Genomic DNA, 22,577 nt, shown 5'->3' with positions numbered 1-22,577 from the left:
GCGCAATGGAAGTGCTTGGTGGAGAAAACAGGTGCTGGTCAGGCTCATCGTTTATGCTGCTTCGCGCTGGAGGAAAAACAAGATGAAGCGATTCAAACTTTCCGCCGTTTTTGCATTCTCGCTCATGCTCACCCAACATGCGCTATGTGCCGATGCCAGGTTGGCAAAGAATCCGCCGAACTCGGCGCAAAAGGCGAAGTGCGAGGCCCAGCTCGCCGAAATCAACCAGCAGGCGCGCGTCTTCAACGCAAAGGTGGACGAGATTCAAGCGCTGGCGGCCGAGATTGATCGACGCAACGCCGAACTGGACAAGGAAAAGGCGGCGGTCGATCGCCGCGACAGCGCAGCCATGCAGGCTCTCAACGCAATGATCGTCAAGAACAATGCGCTGGTCGAGAAGCATACACAGATGGGCGCTGTGCTTGATGCAATGGCAAGCGAAAACAAGCAGCGTGTCGCGCAGTTCCAGGAGACTTGCGAAAACCGTCCTCTTGCACAGGCGAATTTATAGGGAGAGCGCGGGAGGCAGCAGACTGGTCCCTCCGACAGGAATCGAACCTGTATCCCACGCTTAGGAGGCATGTGCACTATCCATTGTGCTACGGAGAGGACGCTGTGATTCGGCGATCGGCGTTGGTCAAACCAGACCCGGTGTCGTGAATCGAGCGCAATTATAGCCGACCTCCGGGCGGAAAATGGATGCTCCCCGCCCAGTATCGGTACAATACCGCCTTCTTTCATCAATTTGGCCGCTCGCAACGGGCCGACGCAACTCGAATTCACTATGGCTGTCATCTCACTTTCGTCGGCGCAACTCGCGTTCGGCCACGTCGCGCTGCTCGATCACGCGGAATTTTCCCTGGAAACCGGCGAGCGCGTCGGTCTGATCGGCCGCAACGGCACCGGCAAATCGTCGCTGCTGAAGGTCATTTCGGGCCGCTTCAAGCTCGATGATGGCCTGCTGGTCCAGCAGCAAGGCTTGAAAATCGCCTACGTCGAGCAGGAACCGACTTTCGATCCGGCCATGTCCGTGTTTGACGCGGTGGCAGCCGGGATGGGCGAGCAGGCCGCCATGCTGGCGGAATACGAAGCGCTGACCGGCCAGTTCGGCCAGGGCGACGATGAAGCCTTGATGGACCGCATGCACGATCTGCAGGTCAAGCTCGACGCCACCGATGGCTGGAGCATGCAAAACAAGGTTGACACCACGCTTGATCGCCTGAATCTGACGGGCGAGATGCTGATGGGTACATTGTCGGGCGGGATGCAAAAGCGCGTGGCCCTGGCTGTGGCGCTGGTCTCGGCCCCTGACGTGCTGCTGCTCGACGAACCGACCAACCACCTGGACTTCCGCTCGATTATGTGGCTGGAAGGCTTGCTGCGCGACTTCAAGGGCTCGGTCCTGTTCATCACCCACGACCGCTCCTTCCTCGACAACGTTGCCACTCGCATTATCGAACTGGACCGTGGCAAGCTGCTGTCCTTCCCGGGCAACTTCACCACTTACCAGAGCCGCAAGGCCGAGCTGCTGGAAAACGAAGAAGTCGAAAACGCCAAGTTCGATAAATTCCTCGCGCAGGAAGAAGTGTGGATCCGCAAGGGCGTCAAGGCACGCCGCGTGCGCGACGAGGGCCGCGTCAAGCGCCTGGAAAACCTGCGTCTGCAGCGCGTGGCACGCCGTGATCAGCAAGGCCAGGTCAAGCTGGAAGTGGGCGGCGGCGAGCGTTCAGGCAAGATCGTGGCGGACCTGGAAAACGTCAGCAAGGCCTACGGCGACAAGGTCATCATCGACAACTTCAGCGGTACCGTACTGCGTGGCGACAAGGTCGGCCTGATCGGTGCCAACGGCGCCGGCAAGACCACTTTGCTGAAAATTATCCTGGGCGAAGAAACGGCCGACAGCGGCAAGGTCAAGCTCGGCACCAAGCTGGAAGTGGCCTACTTTGACCAGATGCGCTCCCAGCTCAACGAAGAAGCCAGCCTGATGGACACCATCGCGCCCGGCAGCGATTTCGTGGAAGTCAATGGCCAGCGCAAGCACGTGATGAGCTACCTGAGCGACTTCCTGTTTGCGCCGGAGCGCGCGCGCTCGCCGGTCAAATCGCTCTCCGGCGGCGAACGCAACCGCCTGCTGCTGGCGCGTCTGTTTGCCAAGCCAGCCAATTGCCTGGTGCTTGATGAACCCACCAACGATCTGGACATCGATACCCTGGAGCTGCTGGAGGAATTGCTGGAAAACTATGAAGGCACCGTCTTCCTGGTCAGCCACGACCGTACCTTCCTCGACAACGTGGTCACCGAAGTGATCGTCGCCGAAGGGGAGGGCCGCTGGCGCGAATTCGTGGGCGGCTACACGGACTGGGAGCGCGTCAAGGCGCTGGCGCCAGTGGCCGCGCCAAAAGCGGCCGCCAAGCCTGCTGCAGCAGCGGCCCCGGCCCCGGCAGCAAAGAAGGCCAAGCTGTCCTACAAGGAGCAGCGTGAACTGGAAGAACTGCCACTGCTGATCGCCAGCCTGGAAGATGAACAGTCGGCCATCACTGCCCAGCTGAACGCGCCGGACTTCTACAAGACCAACCCGGCCGACGCCAAGCGCATGAATACGCGCTACGAAGAAATTGATCAGCTCCTGCTCGAGGCACTCGAGAAGTGGGAATTGATCGAAGCGCGCTCGAAAGCCTAAGCCGCCATGGCCGGTCAGGAACGGGCCAGCGCGCCTTTGCTCAGCCACGCTGGCTGGGTGCGGGTGGCGCCGTTCCTGGTGTATCTGGGTTTTCTGCTGCTGGCCGAAGTGCTGGGCAGGGCAGGCATGGCAGCCGAATCGCTGCGCTGGCTGTACCCCGTCAAGACCGTCGCGGTGCTGGCGACGCTGGCGCTGTTCTGGCGTCACTATACCGAGCTGCACTGGCCGCGCCCAAGCGCTGCCTGGGCCGCATGCTCCGTGGCAGTCGGGCTGCTGGTATTTTTCCTGTGGATCAATTTAACGGCCAGCTGGATGCTGATCGGCACGCCGGGCGGCTACGACCCGCGCAGCAATGGCCAGCTCGAGGCCTTGCTGGTGGTGGTGCGCATTGCCGGCGCGGCGCTGGTGGTGCCCGTCATGGAAGAATTATTCTGGCGCTCTTTCCTGCTGCGCTGGCTAGATCAGCTCGATTTTCAGGCAGTGGAACCGGCTCGCATCAGTCTGCGCAGCGTGGCCATTGCCGCCGTTCTGTTTGGTTTTGAACACAATCTCTGGCTGGCCGGCATCGTGGCGGGTCTGGCTTACAGCTGGCTCTACATGCGCTCGCGTTCCCTCTGGACGGCCGTCATTGCCCATGCCGTCACCAACGGCGTACTGGGGATTTGGGTTGTCATGACGTCAAATTGGTCATTTTGGTAATTAGCAGGTCATAAAGTCGGCGCACGCTAGCATTTAGCAAAGCACTAAAGAACTTTTTGGCATTATAATTATCCTTTTGATAAATTTCTTCTCGCCATGTCCCTGATCTACCTCGTCGCCGGCGCTCGCCCGAATTTCATGAAAATCGCGCCGATCGTGCGTGCCCTGCAGGCGCAAAGCGCCCTGACATTCAAGATCATTCACACCGGTCAGCACTATGACCGCGACATGAACGAGGTGTTCTTCGAAGAACTGGGCATTCCCCAGCCCGACATCTTCATGGGCGCCGGCGGCGGCAGCCACGCTCAGCAAACGGCCAAGATCATGGTCGCCTTCGAAGAACTGTGCATTGCCGAGCGTCCCGCCGCGGTGCTGGTCGTGGGCGACGTGAATTCGACCCTGGCCTGCTCGATCTCTGCCAAAAAACTCAATATTCCGGTGGCGCACGTGGAAGCAGGGCTGCGCAGCGGCGACCTGTCCATGCCCGAAGAAATCAACCGTCTGGTTACCGACAGCATCACCGACTGGTTCTTTGTCACCGAACCGTCGGCCGTCCAGCATCTGGAAAAAGAAGGCAAGGCTGCCTCGGCCATTCATTATGTCGGCCACGTCATGGTCGACAACGTTTTGTTCCAGGCAGACAAGCTGAGCGCCACAGATACCTCGGCCTTTGACAGCGCACCCTTCAAGGCGGCGCAGGCGGAAAAGGGCGGGCGCTATGGCGTGGTCACCCTGCACCGTCCAAGCAATGTGGACGATGCCGCCATGATGACCCGCATTGCCGGCGCCCTCAAAGAAATCGCCGCCGAGCTGCCGCTGGTATTCCCGGTGCATCCGCGTACCCGCGCCAACCTGGCGTCCTTCGGCATCGACCTGGGTCCGAACATCACCTTGCTCGGCCCGCAAGCATATATGTCCTTCCTGAATCTGTGGAAAGACGCAGCCGTGGTACTGACCGACAGCGGCGGCTTGCAGGAAGAAACCACCGCCCTGGGCGTGCCTTGCATCACCATTCGCGAAAACACCGAGCGTCCCGTCACTGTCGACGAAGGCTCGAACGTGCTGGTCGGTACCGACCCTGCTCGCATCGTGCTGGAAGCGCGCAAGGTGTTGCGCGGCGAGGGCAAGCAGGGCCGCCGTCCGCATCTGTGGGACGGCAAGGCAGCCGAGCGCATCGTCGCCGTGCTGACCCAAGAACTGCGCTAATTTCAAGCACTGCAAACCGGTCATGCCAGCGCGCTGTCGAAAGGCAGCGCGTGGCGCAACAACAAAAAAAAGGTAATGTGAACATGAGCACAATCGGCGTCATTGGTCTCGGCTATGTCGGACTTCCCCTGGTCATCGAATTCGGCAAGCTGGGCCGCACGATCGGTTTCGATATCGCGCAAAACAAGGTCGATGCCTGCCTGCGCGGGGTGGACCCGTCGCGCGAACTGTCCGACGCCCAGATGGCCGAGGCCGTGCACGCTGTCTACACCAGCGACGGCACGCTGCTGGGCGAGTGCGACATGATCATCGTGGCCGTGCCGACCCCGGTCGACATTGCCCACAACCCGGATTTCGGCCCGCTGATCGGCGCCTCGCGCAGCGTCGGCAAATTCATGAAGAAGGGCGCCACCGTGGTCTACGAGTCCACCGTGTACCCAGGCGCCACCGAAGAAGTGTGCATTCCCGAACTGGAAAAAGCATCCGGCCTGAAGTGGAAGGAAGACTTCTTTGTCGGCTATTCGCCCGAGCGCATCAACCCGGGCGACCGCGACCACACCCTGACCACCATTCTCAAAGTGGTGGCCGGCGACACGGCCGAGACGCTGGAAAAAGTGGCGGTCATGTACGAAAAAATCGTCAAGCCGGGCGTGCACCGCACCTCCAGCATCAAGGCGGCCGAAGCGTGCAAAGTCATTGAAAACACCCAGCGCGACTTGAACATCGCCCTGATGAACGAGCTGGCCATCATCTTCGACAAGATCGGCATTGACACCACCGAAGTGCTCAAGGCGGCCGGCACCAAATGGAACTTCCTCAAGTTTTCGCCGGGCCTGGTTGGCGGGCACTGCATTGGCGTGGACCCGTATTACCTGACCCACAAGGCCGGCATGCTGGGTTACCACCCGCAAGTGATTCTGGCTGGTCGCCGTATCAACGATGGCATGGCCAAATTCATTGCCGAAACCACGATCAAGAACATGATCGCGGCCGGCAGCTACGTTAAGGGCGCCCGCGTGAACGTGCTGGGCCTGACCTTCAAGGAAAACTGCGCCGACCTGCGCAATTCCAAGGTGGCCGACGTGATCACCGAACTGAAGTCGTTCGGGGTTGAAGTGTTCGTGCACGACCCGTTTGCCGATGCAGCCGAAGCACTGCACGAATATGGCGTGACCCTGTCGTCGTGGGAAGAATTGCCGCGTGCCGATGCCATCGTGGCAGCGGTGTCGCACAACCAATTGTGCGCGCTGGCGCCGGAAGACTTCCAGAAAAAACTGATCAAGGGTGGCTGCTTCATCGACGTCAAGGCCTGCTTTGACGCTGCCGCGCTGACCGAAGCGGGCATCCAGGTCTGGCGCTTATAATCTGCATTCCGGCCGGCGCCAGCCTGGCGCCCGGCCTGCCTTTTTTCTTCTGCTTCATTCCCTAAGCGAGACTCTCCATGAAAATCCTGGTTACCGGTGGTTTGGGTTATATCGGTTCGCATACCTGCGTTGAATTGCTGGCCGCAGGCCACGAGCCGATCGCGCTCGATAATTTGTCGAACACCACGCGCGCCGTACAGCAGCGGGTCGAACAAATCAGCGGCAAGACCTTGCCGTTCATTGAAGCGGACATCCGCGACCGCGCCGCGCTGGACGCCGCCTTTGCCGCGCACAAGTTTGATGCGGTGATTCATTTCGCCGGTCTGAAGGCGGTCGGCGAATCCGTCAGCCAGCCGCTGCGCTACTACGACAACAACGTCACCGGCAGCGTGCAGCTGTTCGAGGCCATGGCGGCCGCCAACGTCAAGACGCTGGTGTTTTCGTCCTCGGCCACGGTGTATGGCGACCCGGCCTCGGTGCCGATCCGCGAAAACTTCCCACTCTCGGCGACCAATGCTTACGGCCGCAGCAAGCTGTTCATCGAAGAAATCCTGCGCGACCTGGCCGTGGCCGACCCCAGCTGGCGCATCGCGCTGCTGCGCTACTTCAACCCGGTGGGCGCCCACGAAAGCGGCCTGATCGGGGAAGAACCGAACGGCATTCCCAACAATCTGCTGCCTTACATCGCCCAGGTGGCCGAAGGCCGGCGCGCCAATCTGTCCGTGTTTGGCGGCGATTATCCGACCCCGGACGGGACCGGCGTACGCGATTATATCCACGTGGTTGACCTGGCCATTGGTCATGTCAAAACGCTCACCAAGCTGGCGACAGGCCCAGGCGTAGTTACGTACAATTTGGGTACCGGGCGTGGCAATAGTGTTCTGGAAATGGTGCGAGCTTTCGAAAGCGCCAGCGGCAAGGCTGTGCCGTTCCAGATCGTGGCACGCCGTCCCGGCGACATTGCCTCGTGCTATGCCGACCCGGCCCTCGCTCAATCCGAGCTGGGCTGGAAGGCCGAGCGTGATGTCGCGCAAATGTGTGCCGATTCCTGGCGATGGCAAACCATGCCAAAGTAAACCGAAAGGACTGCGTTGATGAAAGCGATGATTCTGGCTGCCGGCAAAGGCACCCGTGTACGGCCCCTGACGTACGATCTCCCCAAGCCCATGATTCCGATCCTGGGCAAGCCCGTGATGGCTTACCTGGTGGAGCACCTGGCCCGCTACGGCGTCACCGAAATCATGGTCAACGTCAGCTACCTGCACGAAAAGATCGAGGAATACTTTGGCGAAGGGCACCAGTTCGGGGTCCAGATCGGCTACTCGTTTGAAGGCTATACCAACGACCAGGGCGAGGTGGTGCCGCAGCCGATCGGCTCGGCCGGCGGCTTGAAGAAAATTCAGGAGTTCGGCAACTTCTTCGACGAGACCACCATCGTCCTGTGCGGCGACGCCCTGATCGACCTGGACCTCAAGTCGGCCCTGTTCGAGCACCGCCGCAAGGGTGCGCTGGCCTCGGTCATCACGCGCGAAGTCCCGTGGGACAAGGTGTCGAGCTATGGGGTGGTGGTGGCCGACGCCGACGGGCGCATTACCGAGTTCCAGGAAAAACCCGATCAGGCCGCGGCCAAGTCGAATTTCATCAGTACCGGTATTTACATTTTCGAGCCCGAGGTGATCGACCTGATCCCAAGCGGGGTGCCGTTCGACATTGGCTCCGAGCTGTTCCCGCTGCTGGCGCGCAAGGGCTTGCCGTTCTATGCCCAGCAGCGCGCCTTCAACTGGATCGACATCGGTACCGTGTCCGATTACTGGCAAGTGCTGCAAAGCGTGCTGCAGGGCGAAGTGTCGCAGCTCAATGTGCCGGGCATTCAGGTGGAAGACGGCTTGTGGGTGGGCCTGAACACGCGCATCGACTGGGAGGGCACCACCATTGAAGGACCGGTGTATATCGGTTCCGGCGCCAAAATCGAGGCCGGTGTGCACATTGTGGGGCCGACCTGGATTGGCCATGGCAGCCACATCCTTTCGGGGGCCACCATCGTGCGTAGCGTATTATTCGAGTATACACGTGTGTTGCACGATGTAAGCTTACATGAAATGATAGTTTATAAAGATTATAATGTCGGCCGCGACGGTGTGATGAAGCACATCTCCGAAGTCGCGGCCGAGTCCTGGGCCAATGCCCGCGACCGGCGCCAGAGCCGTCGCACCGAATTACTACCTGAACCGAGTCGTTAAAAAAATTTAGAAGGCCGATATGAAAATTTACCCAGTCATCCTGTCCGGCGGCGCCGGCACCCGGCTCTGGCCGCTGTCGCGTGCGGTCATGCCGAAGCAGCTGTTGCCGCTTGTTACGGACAAGACCATGTTGCAGGATACCGTCCTGCGCGTGGCGGGCTGGCCGGAGCTGATGGCACCCTTGGTGGTCTGTGGTAATGAACACCGTTTCCTGGTGGCCGAACAGCTGCGTGAAATCGGCGTCAAGCCGCTGGGCATCATGCTGGAGCATGTCGGCCGCAACACTGCGCCAGCGGTTGCTGCCGCAGCCCACTTCCTGAAAAAGCTCGACCCGGAAGCGGTGATGCTGGTGCTGCCAGCCGATCACGTGATTGAAAACAACGCCGCCTTTGCGCAGGCCGTGGCCACGGCAGCGCGCCTGGTCGAAGGCGGTTCGCTGGCCACCTTCGGCATCGTGCCGACCGCGCCGGAAACCGGCTACGGCTATATCCACCGCGGCCCCGTTGCCGAAGGCGCCGAAGGCGGCTACCAGGTAGACCGTTTCGTCGAAAAGCCGAACCGCGAGACGGCCGAACAATTCGTCGCCGATGGCAAGTATTACTGGAACAGTGGCATGTTCCTGTTCCGCGCAGAGAACTACCTGCAGGAACTGGCGACCTTTGCGCCCGCCATTGCCGCTGCTTCCGAAGCGGCCGTGCGCCTGGGTTATTCCGACCTGGACTTCTGCCGCCTGGATGAAGCGTCGTTTGCTGCTTGCCCGTCCGATTCGATCGACTATGCCGTGATGGAACACACCAGCCACGCCGTGGTGGTGCCGTCGGACATCGGCTGGAGCGACGTCGGTTCCTGGTCGGCCCTGTGGCAAGTGCAGCAAGCCAGCACTGGCGACGCCCACGGCAACGTGCAGCGTGGCGACGTCTATCTGGACGGCGTGACCAACTCGCTGGTGCGGGCGGAAAGCCGTATCGTGGCGCTGGTCGGTGTGGACGACCTGATCGTGGTGGAAACCAATGATGCCGTGCTGGTGGCCCACAAGGGCCAGGTCCAGCGCGTCAAGCAGATCGTTGACCACCTCAAGCACAAAGAACGCACCGAACACCTGCACCACACCAAGGTCTACCGTCCGTGGGGCCACTATGAAGGCATTGACGCCGGCGACCGTTTCCAGGTCAAGCGCATCACGGTCAAGCCGGGCGAAAAACTGTCCCTGCAGATGCACCATCACCGTGCCGAGCACTGGGTCGTGGTCAGCGGCACCGCGCGCGTGACCTGTGGCGAAAAAGTGAGCCTGCTGTCGGAAAACGAGTCGACGTATATTCCGATCGGCATGAACCACCGCCTGGAAAATCCAGGCAAGGTGCCGCTGCACATCATCGAAGTGCAGTCCGGCAGCTACCTTGGCGAAGACGACATCGTGCGTTTCGAGGATATCTACAAGCGCGCCTGATCGCCCCGGTCCCCAAAAAAGAGAGCTGCGGCTCTCTTTTTTTTGTTCAAGCCCACGCTCGATTAGTCCGTTCGGACCAATCGCACGTCATCATATTGTCACTTGTTCCATTTAGACTCGTCTTTTTGCCGATTACCAATACATTTTGATAATCCTGGCTGACGTTTTGCGTGGTCATCCGTACAATACCGTTTTCCCTTTTCCTCTCACTCCAGGATTTTCGATGAAAAAGCTCGTAGCCATGAATCAAGCGCCCGGCAAGCGCACCGTGCTCGCCGCGCTGCTGGCCAGCCTGTGTGCACCGCTGATGGCAGCCTCGCCGGACCTGGTGATCAGCCAGCTCTACGGCGCCGGCGGCAATACCGGCACCACGCTGTATAAAAACGACTACATCGAAATCTTCAACCGCGGCAGCAGCGCCGTCACGGCCACGGGCTGGAGCGTGCAGTACGGCTCGGCCACCAGCACGGGGGCCTGGAGCGGCAAGTCGCCCTTGCCGACATTTACCGTCGAGCCTGGCCAATATGTGCTGATCCAGCAGCAAAGCGGCGGCGGCACCACCCAGCCTGACTTGCCTGGCCCGGTCATCGTGCCGCTCAGCGGCGCCTTTAATATGTCCGGCACCAACGGCAAGGTCGCCCTGGTGCGCGACAATGTGACCCTGAGCGGCGCCAGCCCGACAGGCGCGAATATCGTCGATCTGGTCGGCTTTGGCACCGCCAATGGGGCCGAGGGCACGGCGGCGCCGGCGCCGTCGAACACGCTGGCGCTGTTCCGCGCGGCCGAGGGCTGCACCGATAGCGACAACAACAGCAGCGACTTTGCCACCGGTGCGCCGGCGCCGCGCACCAGCGCCTCGGCCCGTCACAGCTGCGGCGGCGTCGATCCGCAGCCGCAGCCGATCGTGCTGTCCTGCCCGGCAGCGCTGGCCGTCGAGCAGGGCGTGGGCGGCCTGATCGGCCTGTCCGCCACCGACAGCGACAGCATCGTTGACGGCGCCACCATCACCAGCGCCGCCGTGAGCGGCATCAGCCTGGCCAATTTCGTGCCCGCGCTGGCCAATGGCGGCGTCGCCACGGTCCAGCTGCAAGCGAGCAGCGCAGTGGCTGCCGGCAGCTACCCCGTGGTGATCCGCTTTACCAACAATGCTCAACAGCAGGAAAGCTGCAGCGTCACCGTGGCCGTGTCGGGCGCCGCCACCATTCCTCAAATCCAGGGCGCCGGGCCGACCAGCCCGTTCAACAACAGCGTGGTGCTGACCGAAGGCGTGGTCACCCACAAGGTCTCGAACGGCTACTTCCTGCAAGACCCGGCTGGTGACGGCGACCCGGCCACCTCGGACGCGCTGTTCGTGTTCACCCCGGGTGCGGTGAATGTGGGTGACCGCGTGCGTGTGCGCGGCACCATCACCGAGTACCGTCCAACGGGCGCGCCGCGCACCTACACCGAAATGAAGGACGTGGTGTCGACCCTGGTTCTGTCGAGCGGCAATAGCGTAACGCCGACCAACATCAACTTTGAAGGCGGCACCGATCTGGCCCGTTACGAAGCGATGCTGGTTAATATTAACAATGCACTGACCATCAACCAGACCACCTACCTGGGCGACCGTGGCGAACTGACCCTGGCCAATGGCCGCCGTGAAACGCCAACCAACCGCTACCGTCCGGGCACGCCGGAAGCCATTGCCCTGGCTGCGGCCAATGCCGGCAATGCCCTGGTGCTGGACGACAGCCTGTTCTCGGTGCCGACCGTGATTCCGTATGTCGATGGCGGCAACCGCGTGGTGCGCGCAGGCGACACCGTCAGCGGTCTGACCGGCGTGATCGATTATGGTTCGATTGGCGGTGGCGGCGCCGGCTTCAAGCTGCAGTACACGGTCGAGCCCAACTTCTCGGCCACCAATCCGCGCACGGCCGCGCCAGCGGTAGCGGCGGGCAATCTGCGCGTGGCCAGTGCCAACGTGCTCAACTACTTCACCACCTTCACCAACGGCACCGACGTGCTGGGCCAGACCGGACAGGGCTGCAAGCTGGGCAACACCACCACCAAGGGTAACTGCCGCGGCGCCGACAACCTGGCCGAATTCCAGCGCCAGTCGACCAAGATCGTCAATGAGCTCAAGGCCATTGATGCCGATGTGGTCGGCCTGATGGAAATTCAGAACAATGGCGACATTGCAGTGGACTATCTGGTCAAGCAAATCAATGCGTCCATCGGCAGCAATGCCTACGCGTACGTACCGGCACCGGCCACCACGGGCACCGACGCCATTCGCGTGGCCATGATCTACAAGCCGGCCAAGGTCACGCTGGTGGGCGGCGCGCTGTCCGATGGCGACGCGGTCAATAACCGCCCACCCATGGCGCAAACCTTCAAGGCGGCCAATGGCGCCAAGTTCTCGCTGGTGGTCAATCACTTGAAGTCGAAAGCTGGCTGCGGCAGCGGCGGCAATGGCGACCTGGGCGATGGCCAGGGTTGCAACAACCTGAGCCGCAAACAGCAAGCCACGCGTCTGGTCGAGTACTTCATCCCGCAAGTCAAGAGTGCCGCCAATGACAGCGACGTGCTGGTCATCGGCGACATGAATGCCCACGGCTTCGAAGACCCGATCTACATCATGAACCAGGCCGGCCTGGTCAACGAGCTCGAGCGCTTTGTGCGTCCGAACGAGATTCCGTACTCGTACGTGTTTGATGGCGAAGCAGGCTATCTGGACCATGCGCTGGCGAGCAGCTCGCTCGATCCGCAGGTGGCGGGCGCAGCCGAGTGGCATGTGAATGCCGACGAACCGGTGGTGATCGATTACAACCTCGACGACAAGAGCCCGGCCGGCATCGCCCTCATTGCCGACCATCCTTACCGCTCGTCCGACCACGATCCGGTGGTCATCAGCCTGAACCTGACGCCGACCTTTGCCGACGTCAGCGCCGGCTTTGGTCTGCTGCGTACACCGCTGTTGCTGAACAAAACCACTGGCAAGTACAGCAGTTCGATCCTGGTGACGAACACCAGCGGCGTGGCGCAGAGCGGCCCGCTGCAACTGCAGTTTGACGGTTTGCCTGCCGGCGTGGTGCTGGACAACGCCACCGGCAGCCATGCCGGTGCGCCTTACATCACCATCAATGGCCCGGTCGCCCCTGGTGCGCGGGTGACGGTGCCACTGGTCTTCACCAAGCCAGCCGCAACGACCATGTTCTACAGCAACAAAGTCTACAGCGGCGAGTTCTAAATCCAGGGCGCCCAGCGCCCGCCTGCAAAGACACATCTGTCCGGCGACGACAGATGTGTCTTTTTTTATGCCTGGCAGAATTAGTCGCCGAATGAATCAATTTCGCAAAAAAATTGTATTAGCCAGCACTTCCACCCCTGGGGCATAGTTTATTCCGATGCAATTGTTTGCCCTGAGGATGCGCTGCCATGTCCGCCCAACTCCTGCTGGTCGATCCCGACCGCGCTGCCCAAGATCTGATGTGCCTGAACCTGAGCCGGGCAGGCTACGCCGTGAGCGTGTGCGCCGACGCTGAAACGGCCTGGTCGCGCCTGCACACCGGCGTGCCCGATTTGCTGTTGCTGGAGTGGGATTTGCCGGGCCAGTCCGGCATGGCGCTGCTGCGCTCGCTGCGTGCGCAGGCAGGTACGCGCGACTTGCCGCTGATTGTGGTCAGTGCCCGCTGCGGCGAACCTGACAAGATCATGGCGCTCGAAGCAGGCGCTGACGATTACATTACCAAGCCTTTCGGGCCGCGCGAAATGATCGCGCGCGTGCATGCGTTGCTGCGCCGGCGCGCCCCGCACCTGGGCGGCGCCGCACTGCAGATGGGCGCACTGCGGCTCGACCCTGACACGCACCGGGTCACGGCCGGACTCCACCAACTGGTGTTGGGACGGGTCGAATTTCGCCTGCTGCATTTTTTGATGCACCATCCCGAGCGCGTGCACAGCCGCTCGCAACTGCTGGACCGCGTCTGGGGCCGCGATGCGTTTCTCGATGAGCGTACTGTCGATGCCCATGTCGGGCGCCTGCGCAGCGCGCTCCAGGCCAGCGGCCACCAGGACCATATTGAAACGGTGCGCGGGAGCGGCTACCGTTTTACCAGCGGCGAAAGCATGCGCGAGCGCGGCGCCGGCGCCGCAGCGGCATGAGCGCCTTTCCCGGCCTGAATGCGCGCGAGCAGGAATACCTGCTGGGCATTGTGGAAACGGCGGTGGCGATCCACAGCAGCGAGGATTTCTTTTTGTGGTGCCAGGGCCACTTGCAAGCCCTGTTGCCGCACACGCTGCTGATCGGCCTGCAGTTCGATGCCAGTGGCGCCTTGCGGGTGCTGGAAACGGTCCACCCCGCCGCGCTGCCGGCGGACTGGCTGGCGCGCTGGTCCGATCCGCAGCAGGCTCTGGTGCCGGCACTTGCGCGGCAGTGGCATGGCGCGCCGCTGGCGTTTGACGCAGGCAGCGGGGCGGCCCATGGGCCCGCGCTGGATGCCGCCCTCGCCGCCAGCGGGTGCGCAGAAATGCTGCTGCACGGCAGTGGCCCGGCCGCGGGTGGCGCCAGCGCCGTCCTGTTGTTCGGCCCGGCCGGCACCGCCAGTGCGCGTGCGCGCCATTGTCTGCACTTGTTGTTGCCGTATTTTCATCTGGCGCTCGGCCGGCTGGCCCTGGCGCGTCCCGCCCCCATGCCGGTGCAGGCGCGACTGGCGCGGTCCCTGAGCGAGCGTGAGTTGCAAATACTCAACTATTTGCATGACGGTAAGAAAAATGCCGAAATCGCTAGTCTGCTGGGCATCAGCGCCCTGACCGTGAAAAACCATCTGCAGCGCATTTACCCGGTTCTGGGGGCGCGCAACCGGACCGCGGCGGTGGCGCGCAGTCACGCATTGCAACTGTTGCGGCGCATGTAACAGATGCGCTCGCCAAGGCCGGTTTCGCGGCATAATCGCGTGTGCGAAACTGAGGCGCAAGTCTGAAACAAAAGTTGAAGTTATTGCATCCGTTATGGTAGCCTTGCACGCCAAATTGGATATTGAGGAGTCGGTCGGATGTTTGCAGCACAAACTATGCATTGTCAGCGCAGGCGCCAGGCCGGATTCACACTGCTCGAGCTGCTGGTGGTGATCGTCATCATCGGCCTGCTGGCCGCCTACGTGGGACCGAAGTATTTTGGTCAACTGAACAAATCGGAAGTGACGATCGCCAAGGCGCAAATGGAGTCCTTCGAAAAGTCGCTCGATACCTACCGCCTGGACGTGGGACGCTATCCGACCACGGAAGAGGGCCTGGGCGCGCTGATGACGGCCCCGCCGGCAGTGGCCACCAAGTGGAACGGTCCGTACCTGAAAAAAAGCGTGCCGGCTGACCCCTGGGGCCACCCGTATCAGTACCGCGCGCCTGGCGCCAAAAGCGAATACGAAATCATCTCGACCGGCAAAGACGGCCAGCCGGGCGGCAGCGGCGACAACGCCGATCTCGTCACCCAGTAAACAGTCTCTCCAGAAACGGCCCTCTCCATGCAGTTCGCAGTGCGCACCCTTGCGCCGGACTTGTCCATTACCAGCCTGACAGTGGACGCACTTGACGCGGCCGATGCCCGCCGCCAGGTGGAGGCGCGCGGCCTGTTTGTCAGCGCGGTCGAGCCGGTGCGGGCAGGGCGGCGCGCACGCGGTGGCAAGCTTTCGCTGGTGCTGTTCAGTCAGGAATTGCTGGCCTTGCTGACAGCGGGGCTGGGCATTGTCGAAGGCCTGGAAGCACTGCTGGAAAAGGAAGCCAATCCGGCCACCCGCGCCGTGCTGGAACGCTTGCTGGGCGGTTTGCGCGAAGGCAAGCGCTTTTCCAGCGTGCTAGCTGAGCAGCCTGACCTGTTTCCCCCTTTGTACATCGGTATCGTGCGCGCGGCCGAAGGCACCAGCGACCTGCCGCGTTCGCTCTCGCGCTTCATTGACTACCAGCAGCGCATCGATATCGTGCGCAGCAAGATCGTCAGTGCTGCCATCTATCCGGTCATTCTGCTGACCGTGGGCGCCGGGGTCTCGCTGTTTCTGATTACGTATGTGGTGCCGCGTTTTGCCGAGGTCTACCAGGGGGCCGGGCGGGATCTGCCGTGGATGTCGCGCCTGATGCTGAACTGGGGCCAGTTTGCCGGCGCCCATGGCAAGCTGCTGGCCGCGGCCCTGGCTTTGGCGGCCGTGGGCGGCGTGCTGGCCTGGCGCCACCTGACGCGCGACGGTGGCCTGGGCCGCCTGCTGGCGCGCCTGCCGGGCATTGGCGAGCGGGTGCGCATTTATGAACTGTCGCGCCTGTACCTGACGCTGGGCATGCTCAGCGAAGGCGGCATCACCATCTTGCATGCGATCGACACGGTGCAGACCATGGTCTCGGCCTCGGTGCGCAGCTCGCTGCTGGCCGCCCGCGCCGACATCGAATCGGGCTTGCCGCTGTCGAGCGCCTTTGAAGCGCACCAGCTGACCACCCCGATTTCACTGCGCATGCTGCGCGTGGGGGAACGCACGGGCGACATGGGACCCATGCTGACCCAGTCGGCCGCCTTCTACGACGGTGAAATCAGCCGCTGGATTGACCGTTTCACGCGCACCTTCGAGCCGCTCCTGATGGCCGCCATCGGCCTGGTGGTGGGCGCCATCGTGGTGCTGCTGTATATGCCTATTTTCGACCTTGCCGGAGACATGTCTTGAGTACCGTCATGATCGATGCTGCCTTGCTGGCACGCGCCCGCGCCCAGAGCGTGCAATCGCAGCGACCGCTGCTGGCCGAACTGGAAGCCATGTCGGGCCTGGATGCGCGCGTGATCGTGCGCGAGATCGCGCGCCCGTTTGGCCTGACCGTGATGGAAACAGCCGAAATGCTGACCCAGTCGCCTGCCTTCGACCTGCTGCCGCTGGCCCAGGCCCTGGCCCGTCACTGCGTGCTGCTGCGCGACGAGGCAGGCGGACTGACCGGCGTGATTGCCGATCCGTTCGACCTGGACCTGCAAACCTGGGTGGAAACGCGGGCCCGCGCCCGGCCAGGCGCGCCCTTGCTGCTGCGCCTGGCGCTGGCGTCCGACATTCAGGCTTACCTGTCCAAGCAGGAAGAGTCGGCGCGTGCCGTCGATTCGCTGGTGGCCGGCAGCAGTGAAGGCCGCCGTGACGGCAAAACCGCGGCGGTACTGTCATTCGCTTCGGTATCGGAAGCGGCCAGTCCTGCCGTCAAGCTGGTCAACTCGACCTTGTACGACGCGCTCAAGGCAGGGGCTTCCGACATTCACCTGGAAAGCACGGCCGGCGGGCTGGCCGTGAAGTACCGGGTTGACGGCGTGCTCGATCATGCCACCTCGGTCAATGGCATCGAAGTGGCCGAGCACATTATCTCGCGCCTGAAGGTACTGGCCGAACTCGATATCGCCGAACGGCGCGTGCCGCAAGACGGCTCGTTCCGGGTCGAGTCGGGCGGCCGCGAGATCGACTTGCGGGTGTCGATCATGCCCAGCATTCATGGCGAAGACGCGGTGATCCGGATTCTCGACAAGCGTGCCATGATCGAAGCTTACGGCTCGCTCACGCTTGAAGCGCTCGGCTTTGACGCCGCCTCGCTGGTGTCGCTGCGCGCGCTGGCGCAGGAAGCGTATGGCATGCTGCTGGTGACCGGCCCCACCGGTTCCGGCAAAACCACCACCTTGTACGCGGCGCTGACCGAAATTCATAACGGCCGCGAAAAAATCATCACCATCGAAGACCCGGTGGAATACCAGCTGCCCGGCATTCTGCAAATTCCGGTCAACGAAAAAAAGGGGCTGACCTTTGCCAAGGGCTTGCGCTCGATTTTGCGCCACGACCCCGACAAGATCATGGTCGGTGAAATTCGCGACCGCGAGACGGCGGAAATCGCGGTCCAGTCAGCGCTGACGGGCCACCTGGTGCTGACCACGGTGCACGCCAACAATGTGTTTGACGTGTTTGGCCGCTTTACCCACATGGGGATTGACCCTTATGCATTTGTGTCGGCACTGAACGGCATCTGGGCCCAGCGCCTGGTGCGGATGAATTGCCCCCACTGCGCGGCCCAGTACGACCCGTCCGACGCCGAGCTGGCCTCGGCCAACCTGGAGCGCAAGGACGTGATTGGCTACCTGTTCATGCAGGGCAAGGGCTGCGGTGATTGCCGCGGTACCGGCTACAAGGGGCGGCGCTCGATCGCCGAAATCCTCACGCTCAACGACGAGATCCGCGAACTGATCGTCGACAAGCGCCCGATCCGGCAGATCAAGCAGGCCGCCTACGACAACGGCACCCGTAGTCTGCGCCTGGCTGCGCTGGAACTGGTGCGCCGTGGCGCCACCACGCTCACGGAAATCAAACGGGTGACCTTGCATGCGTAGACGCTTCGGACAAACCTTGCGCATTGGCGTGGCGCCCGGCGCGCTGGCACTGGCTGCCTGCGCGCGCTGGGGCGCTGCGCCCACCGTGCTGGCCGAACTGGCCATTGACAGCGCCGCCGGCGCCGGTGCGCTTGGCGCCAGCCTGCGCCAGCTGCTGGCCGACACGGGCGTGCGCAACTGGCCTGCCAGCGTGATCGTGGGCGACGAGCTGGCACGCCTGTGGCAAGTGCAGCCGCCGGCCGGCGCGGCGCGTCTGTCGGATCTGGAAGGCGCCGCTGCGCTGCGCTTTCAGGCACTGTATGGCGAGCCGGCCAGTGGCTGGAAGATGGCAGCCGGCTGGGATGCCGTGCACCCGTTCCTGGCGGCGGCGCTGCCGCTGCCGCTGCTGACGGCGCTGGAAGAGGGCGCCAGGGCGCAGCAACTGACACTGGTGGGTATCACGCCGCAGTTTGTGGCCAGCTACAACCGCTGGCGCGCTGCGCTCAAGAGCGATGCCTGGTTCGGCCAGGTCCATGCGGGTGTGCTCACGCTCGGCGCCAGTGACGGCCAGCGCCTGCAGGCCGTGCGCGCGGTCGCGCTGCCCGAAGGCGCCAGTGCCGACTGGCTGGCCGGCCATGTGGCGCGCGAAGCGCTGCGTTTGAATCTGGCCCAGCCAGCCCGCCTGCAACTGGCGGGTCCCGCGCCCACCGCCTGGCACAACAGCGCCGGCGCGCTCGCGTGCACCTTGCTGGACGCCGCGCACGGGCACGATGCCAAGCTGTCGGACGCGGCCCGCCTGGCTCTGACTGGAATTGGCGCATGAAGCAACTGCACATCGATTTTTCTTCGCCCAGCTTGCAGCGCACGCTGCATCGCACTGGCGCCCTGAGCTGGGCCGTGGTGGCCGTGGCGCTGTTGCTGTGCGCTGCTGCCGGCTGGACCGGCTGGCGCCTGCTGCAACAGCAGCAGGCAGACCAGGCCACCCTGGCGGCGGCACGCCTGCGCGCTGCGGTGCCGGCGCCGGCGCCGGTCGGCAAGGCCACGCCCCCTGTCACGGAAGTGCAGGCCAGCGCCGTCAATGCCGCCATCCTGCAGCTCAATTTGCCATGGCGCGCGCTGCATGACGCCATTGCCGATGCCACCCCTGCCGAAATCGCCATGCTGGCGCTGGAGCCGGATGCGCGCAAACGCAGCATGAAGATCACCGCCGAAGCCAAGTCCAGCGACGCCATGATCGGTTACGTGGAAGAGCTCAAGAAGCAGGAGTTGTTCGGCAGCGTGTCCCTGACCCGCCATGAAGTGAACGAACAGGATCCGGCGCGCCCGATCCGCTTCCAGATCGAAGCAGAATGGGTGGCGCCATGAGCAGCATGACTTTGTCGGCGATGGCACTGCGGGCGCGCCTGTTCCTGATGGCGCGCGGGCCAGTCCTGTGCGGCGCCTGCGTGCTCGCGCTTGCGGCCGGGGCTGCGCTGGCCTGGCTGCTGCCGCAACGCGCGCTGCATGCGCGCGAGCAGCAAGTGGCGCTGCGCCTGATCAAGCAGGGCAATACCGATGTGGTGCACGCGGCACCCGTGACAGCCAGCGACAACCTGGCCCTGTTTTACGCTGCGCTCGGCGAAAAGCGCTATGCCGAACAGCAGGTCAAGACCTTGTTCGCGCTCGCTGGCAAGGCGGGCGTGGTGCTCAATCAGGGCGAATACAAGGCAGGCTTTGACCGCAACGCGCGCGTGTACACCTACCAGGTGACGCTGCCAGTGAAGGGTAGTTACAACGATGTGTCCAAATTCAGCCTGATGGTGCTGCGCACGATCCCATTTGCGTCGCTTGACGAACTCAGTTTCAAGCGCGAGAACATTGGCGAAACGCAGGTCGAGGCACGCGTGCGCCTGACCCTGTTCCTGGCCGCTGGCAGCACTGGCGGTGCACCATGAATCCGCGCCACATTGCGCTCGGCGTGGCGCTGACGGCGGCGGCCGCGCTGGTCCTGTTCGGCGACAACCGTCCCGCCACCGGCGTGGTGGAAGCGGTCGAACGCGCGCCGGCGCCAGCGCCAGCGGCAGTCAAAGCCGCCGCGCCGGCAGCGGCCAGGACAGTTACCCCTGCCAGTACCGAACCGGCCATTTTGCGCTTGCAGCCGCGCGAGCGTCTGATCGGCAGCGAGGATGAGGCAATGGGGGCACCGGGCGATCTGTTCGGCCGGCGCGACTGGAACCCGCCCCCGCCTGCACCTGACGCGCGGGCACTGGCCGCCGCCGCCGCGGCCGCGCCACCGCCACCGGCCCCCATGGCGCCGCCGCTGCCGTTCACTTTCCTGGGCAAGGCCGTCGCCGACGGCAACTGGGAAGTGTTCCTGGCGCGCGGCGACAAAACCTATATCGTGCGCGACAAGATGGTGATCGAAGGGACCTACCGTGTCGATGCCATCACCCCGCCCAACCTGACCTTGACCTATCTGCCGTTGAACCAGGTTCAACAGCTCAACATTGGAGTACTCGACTGATGCCTAGTCACCTGTTCGGCACCCGTTGCCTGCACCTGTCGCGCCGCCTTGCCGTTCCGTTGGCGGCGCTGCTGCTGGCCAGCTGCAGCGGCCAGATGGCTTACCTTGAAGGCCGCTCGCTGGTTGAGAAAGATCAGGTCGAAGCTGGCCTGGTCAAGTACCAGCAGGCCATGGCTGCCGACCCGCGCAATCCGCAGTACCGCAGTGCCTTCATTTCAGCGCGCGACCGCAGCGCCCTGCGTTTGCTGGATCAGGCCGACCGCACCCTGGCGCTGGGCAAAGTGGAACTGGCGGCCCAGGATTACCAGCGCGTGCTGGCCATCGATCCGGCCAACGAACGCGCACGTCTGGGCATGCGCGCGGTGGAATCGGACGCGCGCCATGTGCGTTTGCTGGACGAAGCCGAGGCCTTGTTCCAGAAAGGTGAGTTTGAAGCGGCGCGCAGCAAGGCCAGCGCGATTTTGAGCGAGCGTCCCAACCACGAGCAGGCGCGCCTTCTGGCCAATCGCGCCACTGACAAGATTGACGCCGCACCGGTGGCCGAAACGGCCTTGTCGGCGGCCTATCGCCAGCCGATCAGCATCGAGTTCCGCGAAGCGCCGCTGAAACAGGTCTTCGAGGTAATCTCGCGCCGCTCGGGCCTGAACTTCGTGTTCGACAAGGACGTCAAGTCGGACCAGCGTGCCTCCATCTTCCTGAAAAACAGCACTGTCGAAGCGGCCATCCACTTCCTGCTGGTGACTAACCAGCTCGAGCAGCAGGTCATGGACGGCAATACCATCCTGGTGTTCCCCAACGTGGCGGCCAAGCTCAAGGAATACCAGGAGATGACGATCAAGACCTTCTACCTGTCCAATGCCGAAGCCAAGTCGGTGGCCAACACCCTCAAGACGATTCTGAAAACACGCGATGTGGTGGTCGATGAAAAGCTCAACTTGCTGATCGTGCGTGACAGCCCGGAAGCGATCAAGCTGGCCACCAAGCTGGTGGCGCTGCAGGATGTCTCGGAACCGGAAGTGATGCTGGAAGTGGAAATCCTTGAAATCAAGCGCAACCGCCTGCTCGAGCTGGGTATCGCCTGGCCCGAAAAGCTGGGCTTCGCGCCCCTGACCTTCCTGGATGCCGACGGCGTGCCGGAACCGGTCACGCTGGCCAATCTGAAAGGGCTTAACAAGCGCAATATCGGGGTGACCGGCGTGTCGGCTTCGCTCAACGCCAACAAGACCGACATCGATTCGAATACCCTGGCCAATCCGCGCATCCGCGTGCGCAACAAGGAAAAAGCGAAAGTGGTCATTGGCGACAAGGTCCCCAACATCACCACCACGATTTCCCCTGGCGCGAACGGCTTTGCCTCGGAATCGGTGACCTACCTGGACGTGGGCCTGACCTTGAACGTGGAACCGACCATTTATCTGAATAACGAGATCGCGATCCGGATCGCCATGCAGGTCAGTAACCTGGTCAGCTCGACGACCACCAAGTCGGGCACCAAGGCGTATCAGATCGGCACGCGCGAAGCGACCACGATGCTGCAACTGAAAGATGGCGAAAACCAGGTGCTCGCTGGCCTGATCAGCAATGAAGACCGCAGCAGCGGCAGCAAGGTCCCTGGCTTTGGCAGCATCCCGATCCTGGGCCGTCTGTTCGGCTCCCAGGGCGACAGCAGCGACAAGACCGAGATCGTGCTGTCGATCACGCCGCACCTGGTGCGCAACATCCAGCGTCCGGCTGCCGGTGCCGCCGAGTTCTCGGCCGGTACCGAGAGCAGCTTCCGGCGCCGTCCCGACACGGCCGTACGCCAGCCGGCAGTGATGCCATCCAGCCCGGCCATGCGCGCCCCCATGCCGCCGCTGCCGGCGGCCGCGCCCTTGAATGCGCCGCTGCCTGCCGCCACGCCGGTGAATGTGGCGCCGCCAGCGCAGCCGCTGCCACTGTCGTCGCCTGCGTCCGGCCAGCCTGCGGCTGCGGAACCGTTCCCCGGTCAGGCGCAGCCGCAGCCGCAGCCGCTGCCGCAGCCGCAGCCGCAGCCCCAGGTCACGCCCATCCCGGCGCCCGACACTGCGCCCGTCAAAGAACAGCAATGATGCA

General features: G+C 63.0%; 19 protein-coding genes and 1 tRNA gene. 19 read left to right on the top strand and 1 reads right to left on the bottom strand.

Features of this window, described 5'->3' with window-relative positions; translation table 11 throughout:
* Positions 1 to 82 precede the first annotated feature (82 nt).
* Positions 83 to 511 carry a hypothetical protein gene (locus BUC24_RS15375; RefSeq protein WP_073217907.1) on the top strand — a complete coding sequence of 143 codons (429 nt, stop codon included), beginning with the start codon at positions 83 to 85 and terminating at the stop codon, positions 509 to 511.
* A gap of 23 nt (positions 512 to 534) precedes the next feature.
* Here BUC24_RS15375 and BUC24_RS15370 read toward each other — a convergent pair.
* Positions 535 to 609: transfer RNA gene (locus tag BUC24_RS15370), tRNA-Arg, on the bottom strand.
* A 175-nt stretch (positions 610 to 784) separates the two neighbouring features.
* Here BUC24_RS15370 and BUC24_RS15365 point away from each other — a divergent pair.
* From BUC24_RS15365 to BUC24_RS15280, 18 genes are all read left to right on the top strand, one after another.
* On the top strand, positions 785 to 2,680 hold the full coding sequence (locus tag BUC24_RS15365) for an ATP-binding cassette domain-containing protein (RefSeq protein ID WP_073217904.1): 1,896 nt from the start codon (positions 785 to 787) through the stop codon (positions 2,678 to 2,680).
* Positions 2,681 to 2,686: 6 nt separating this feature from the next.
* Positions 2,687 to 3,379, top strand: a complete 693-nt coding sequence (locus tag BUC24_RS15360; RefSeq protein ID WP_073217901.1) for a CAAX prenyl protease-related protein — start codon at positions 2,687 to 2,689, stop codon at positions 3,377 to 3,379.
* Between the two features lie 96 nt (positions 3,380 to 3,475).
* The gene (gene wecB / locus BUC24_RS15355) at positions 3,476 to 4,585 is read left to right on the top strand and encodes a non-hydrolyzing UDP-N-acetylglucosamine 2-epimerase (protein ID WP_073217898.1); all 1,110 of its coding nucleotides are present in this window, start codon (positions 3,476 to 3,478) and stop codon (positions 4,583 to 4,585) included.
* A gap of 83 nt (positions 4,586 to 4,668) precedes the next feature.
* Positions 4,669 to 5,949 carry a nucleotide sugar dehydrogenase gene (locus BUC24_RS15350; protein WP_073217895.1) on the top strand — a complete coding sequence of 427 codons (1,281 nt, stop codon included), beginning with the start codon at positions 4,669 to 4,671 and terminating at the stop codon, positions 5,947 to 5,949.
* 77 nt (positions 5,950 to 6,026) lie between these two features.
* Entirely contained in the window at positions 6,027 to 7,025 is a 999-nt protein-coding gene (gene galE, locus BUC24_RS15345) for a UDP-glucose 4-epimerase GalE (protein WP_073217892.1), read from the top strand.
* Positions 7,026 to 7,043: 18 nt separating this feature from the next.
* Positions 7,044 to 8,189: a nucleotidyltransferase family protein gene (locus BUC24_RS15340; RefSeq protein ID WP_073217891.1), complete on the top strand. Its 1,146-nt coding sequence runs from the start codon at positions 7,044 to 7,046 to the stop codon at positions 8,187 to 8,189.
* A 19-nt stretch (positions 8,190 to 8,208) separates the two neighbouring features.
* Positions 8,209 to 9,636 (top strand): mannose-1-phosphate guanylyltransferase/mannose-6-phosphate isomerase, encoded by a 1,428-nt coding sequence (locus BUC24_RS15335; RefSeq protein ID WP_073217888.1) that lies wholly within the window; start codon positions 8,209 to 8,211, stop codon positions 9,634 to 9,636.
* Between the two features lie 223 nt (positions 9,637 to 9,859).
* The gene (locus tag BUC24_RS15330) at positions 9,860 to 12,868 is read left to right on the top strand and encodes an ExeM/NucH family extracellular endonuclease (protein WP_073217886.1); all 3,009 of its coding nucleotides are present in this window, start codon (positions 9,860 to 9,862) and stop codon (positions 12,866 to 12,868) included.
* Between the two features lie 188 nt (positions 12,869 to 13,056).
* The gene (locus BUC24_RS15325) at positions 13,057 to 13,782 is read left to right on the top strand and encodes a winged helix-turn-helix domain-containing protein (protein WP_073217882.1); all 726 of its coding nucleotides are present in this window, start codon (positions 13,057 to 13,059) and stop codon (positions 13,780 to 13,782) included.
* Positions 13,779 to 14,534: a LuxR C-terminal-related transcriptional regulator gene (locus BUC24_RS15320; RefSeq protein WP_073217879.1), complete on the top strand. Its 756-nt coding sequence runs from the start codon at positions 13,779 to 13,781 to the stop codon at positions 14,532 to 14,534. Before BUC24_RS15325 ends, BUC24_RS15320 begins: the two co-directional genes overlap by 4 nt.
* Positions 14,535 to 14,672: 138 nt before the next feature.
* Positions 14,673 to 15,113, top strand: coding sequence for a type II secretion system major pseudopilin GspG (gene gspG / locus BUC24_RS15315; RefSeq protein ID WP_073217876.1), 441 nt, complete (start codon positions 14,673 to 14,675; stop codon positions 15,111 to 15,113).
* 27 nt (positions 15,114 to 15,140) lie between these two features.
* Positions 15,141 to 16,322, top strand: a complete 1,182-nt coding sequence (locus BUC24_RS15310; protein ID WP_073217874.1) for a type II secretion system F family protein — start codon at positions 15,141 to 15,143, stop codon at positions 16,320 to 16,322.
* A gap of 8 nt (positions 16,323 to 16,330) precedes the next feature.
* Entirely contained in the window at positions 16,331 to 18,004 is a 1,674-nt protein-coding gene (locus BUC24_RS15305; protein WP_073217871.1) for a GspE/PulE family protein, read from the top strand.
* Entirely contained in the window at positions 17,997 to 18,806 is an 810-nt protein-coding gene (locus tag BUC24_RS15300; RefSeq protein ID WP_073217868.1) for a hypothetical protein, read from the top strand. The genes BUC24_RS15305 and BUC24_RS15300 overlap by 8 nt, the downstream gene beginning before the upstream one ends.
* On the top strand, positions 18,803 to 19,348 hold the full coding sequence (locus tag BUC24_RS15295) for a PilN domain-containing protein (protein ID WP_073217865.1): 546 nt from the start codon (positions 18,803 to 18,805) through the stop codon (positions 19,346 to 19,348). Before BUC24_RS15300 ends, BUC24_RS15295 begins: the two co-directional genes overlap by 4 nt.
* Positions 19,345 to 19,917, top strand: coding sequence for a hypothetical protein (locus BUC24_RS15290; RefSeq protein ID WP_073220171.1), 573 nt, complete (start codon positions 19,345 to 19,347; stop codon positions 19,915 to 19,917). Before BUC24_RS15295 ends, BUC24_RS15290 begins: the two co-directional genes overlap by 4 nt.
* Entirely contained in the window at positions 19,914 to 20,486 is a 573-nt protein-coding gene (locus BUC24_RS15285) for a hypothetical protein (RefSeq protein WP_073217862.1), read from the top strand. The genes BUC24_RS15290 and BUC24_RS15285 overlap by 4 nt, the downstream gene beginning before the upstream one ends.
* Positions 20,486 to 22,573, top strand: a complete 2,088-nt coding sequence (locus BUC24_RS15280; RefSeq protein WP_073217859.1) for a secretin N-terminal domain-containing protein — start codon at positions 20,486 to 20,488, stop codon at positions 22,571 to 22,573. Before BUC24_RS15285 ends, BUC24_RS15280 begins: the two co-directional genes overlap by 1 nt.
* The last annotated feature ends 4 nt before the right edge of the window (positions 22,574 to 22,577 follow it).

It is taken from the genome of Massilia sp. CF038 (assembly GCF_900129765.1).
Classification (GTDB): domain Bacteria; phylum Pseudomonadota; class Gammaproteobacteria; order Burkholderiales; family Burkholderiaceae_D; genus Telluria_A.
Note: the sequence above shows the minus strand (reverse complement) of the source record. Positions and strands in the feature narration are given on the sequence as shown.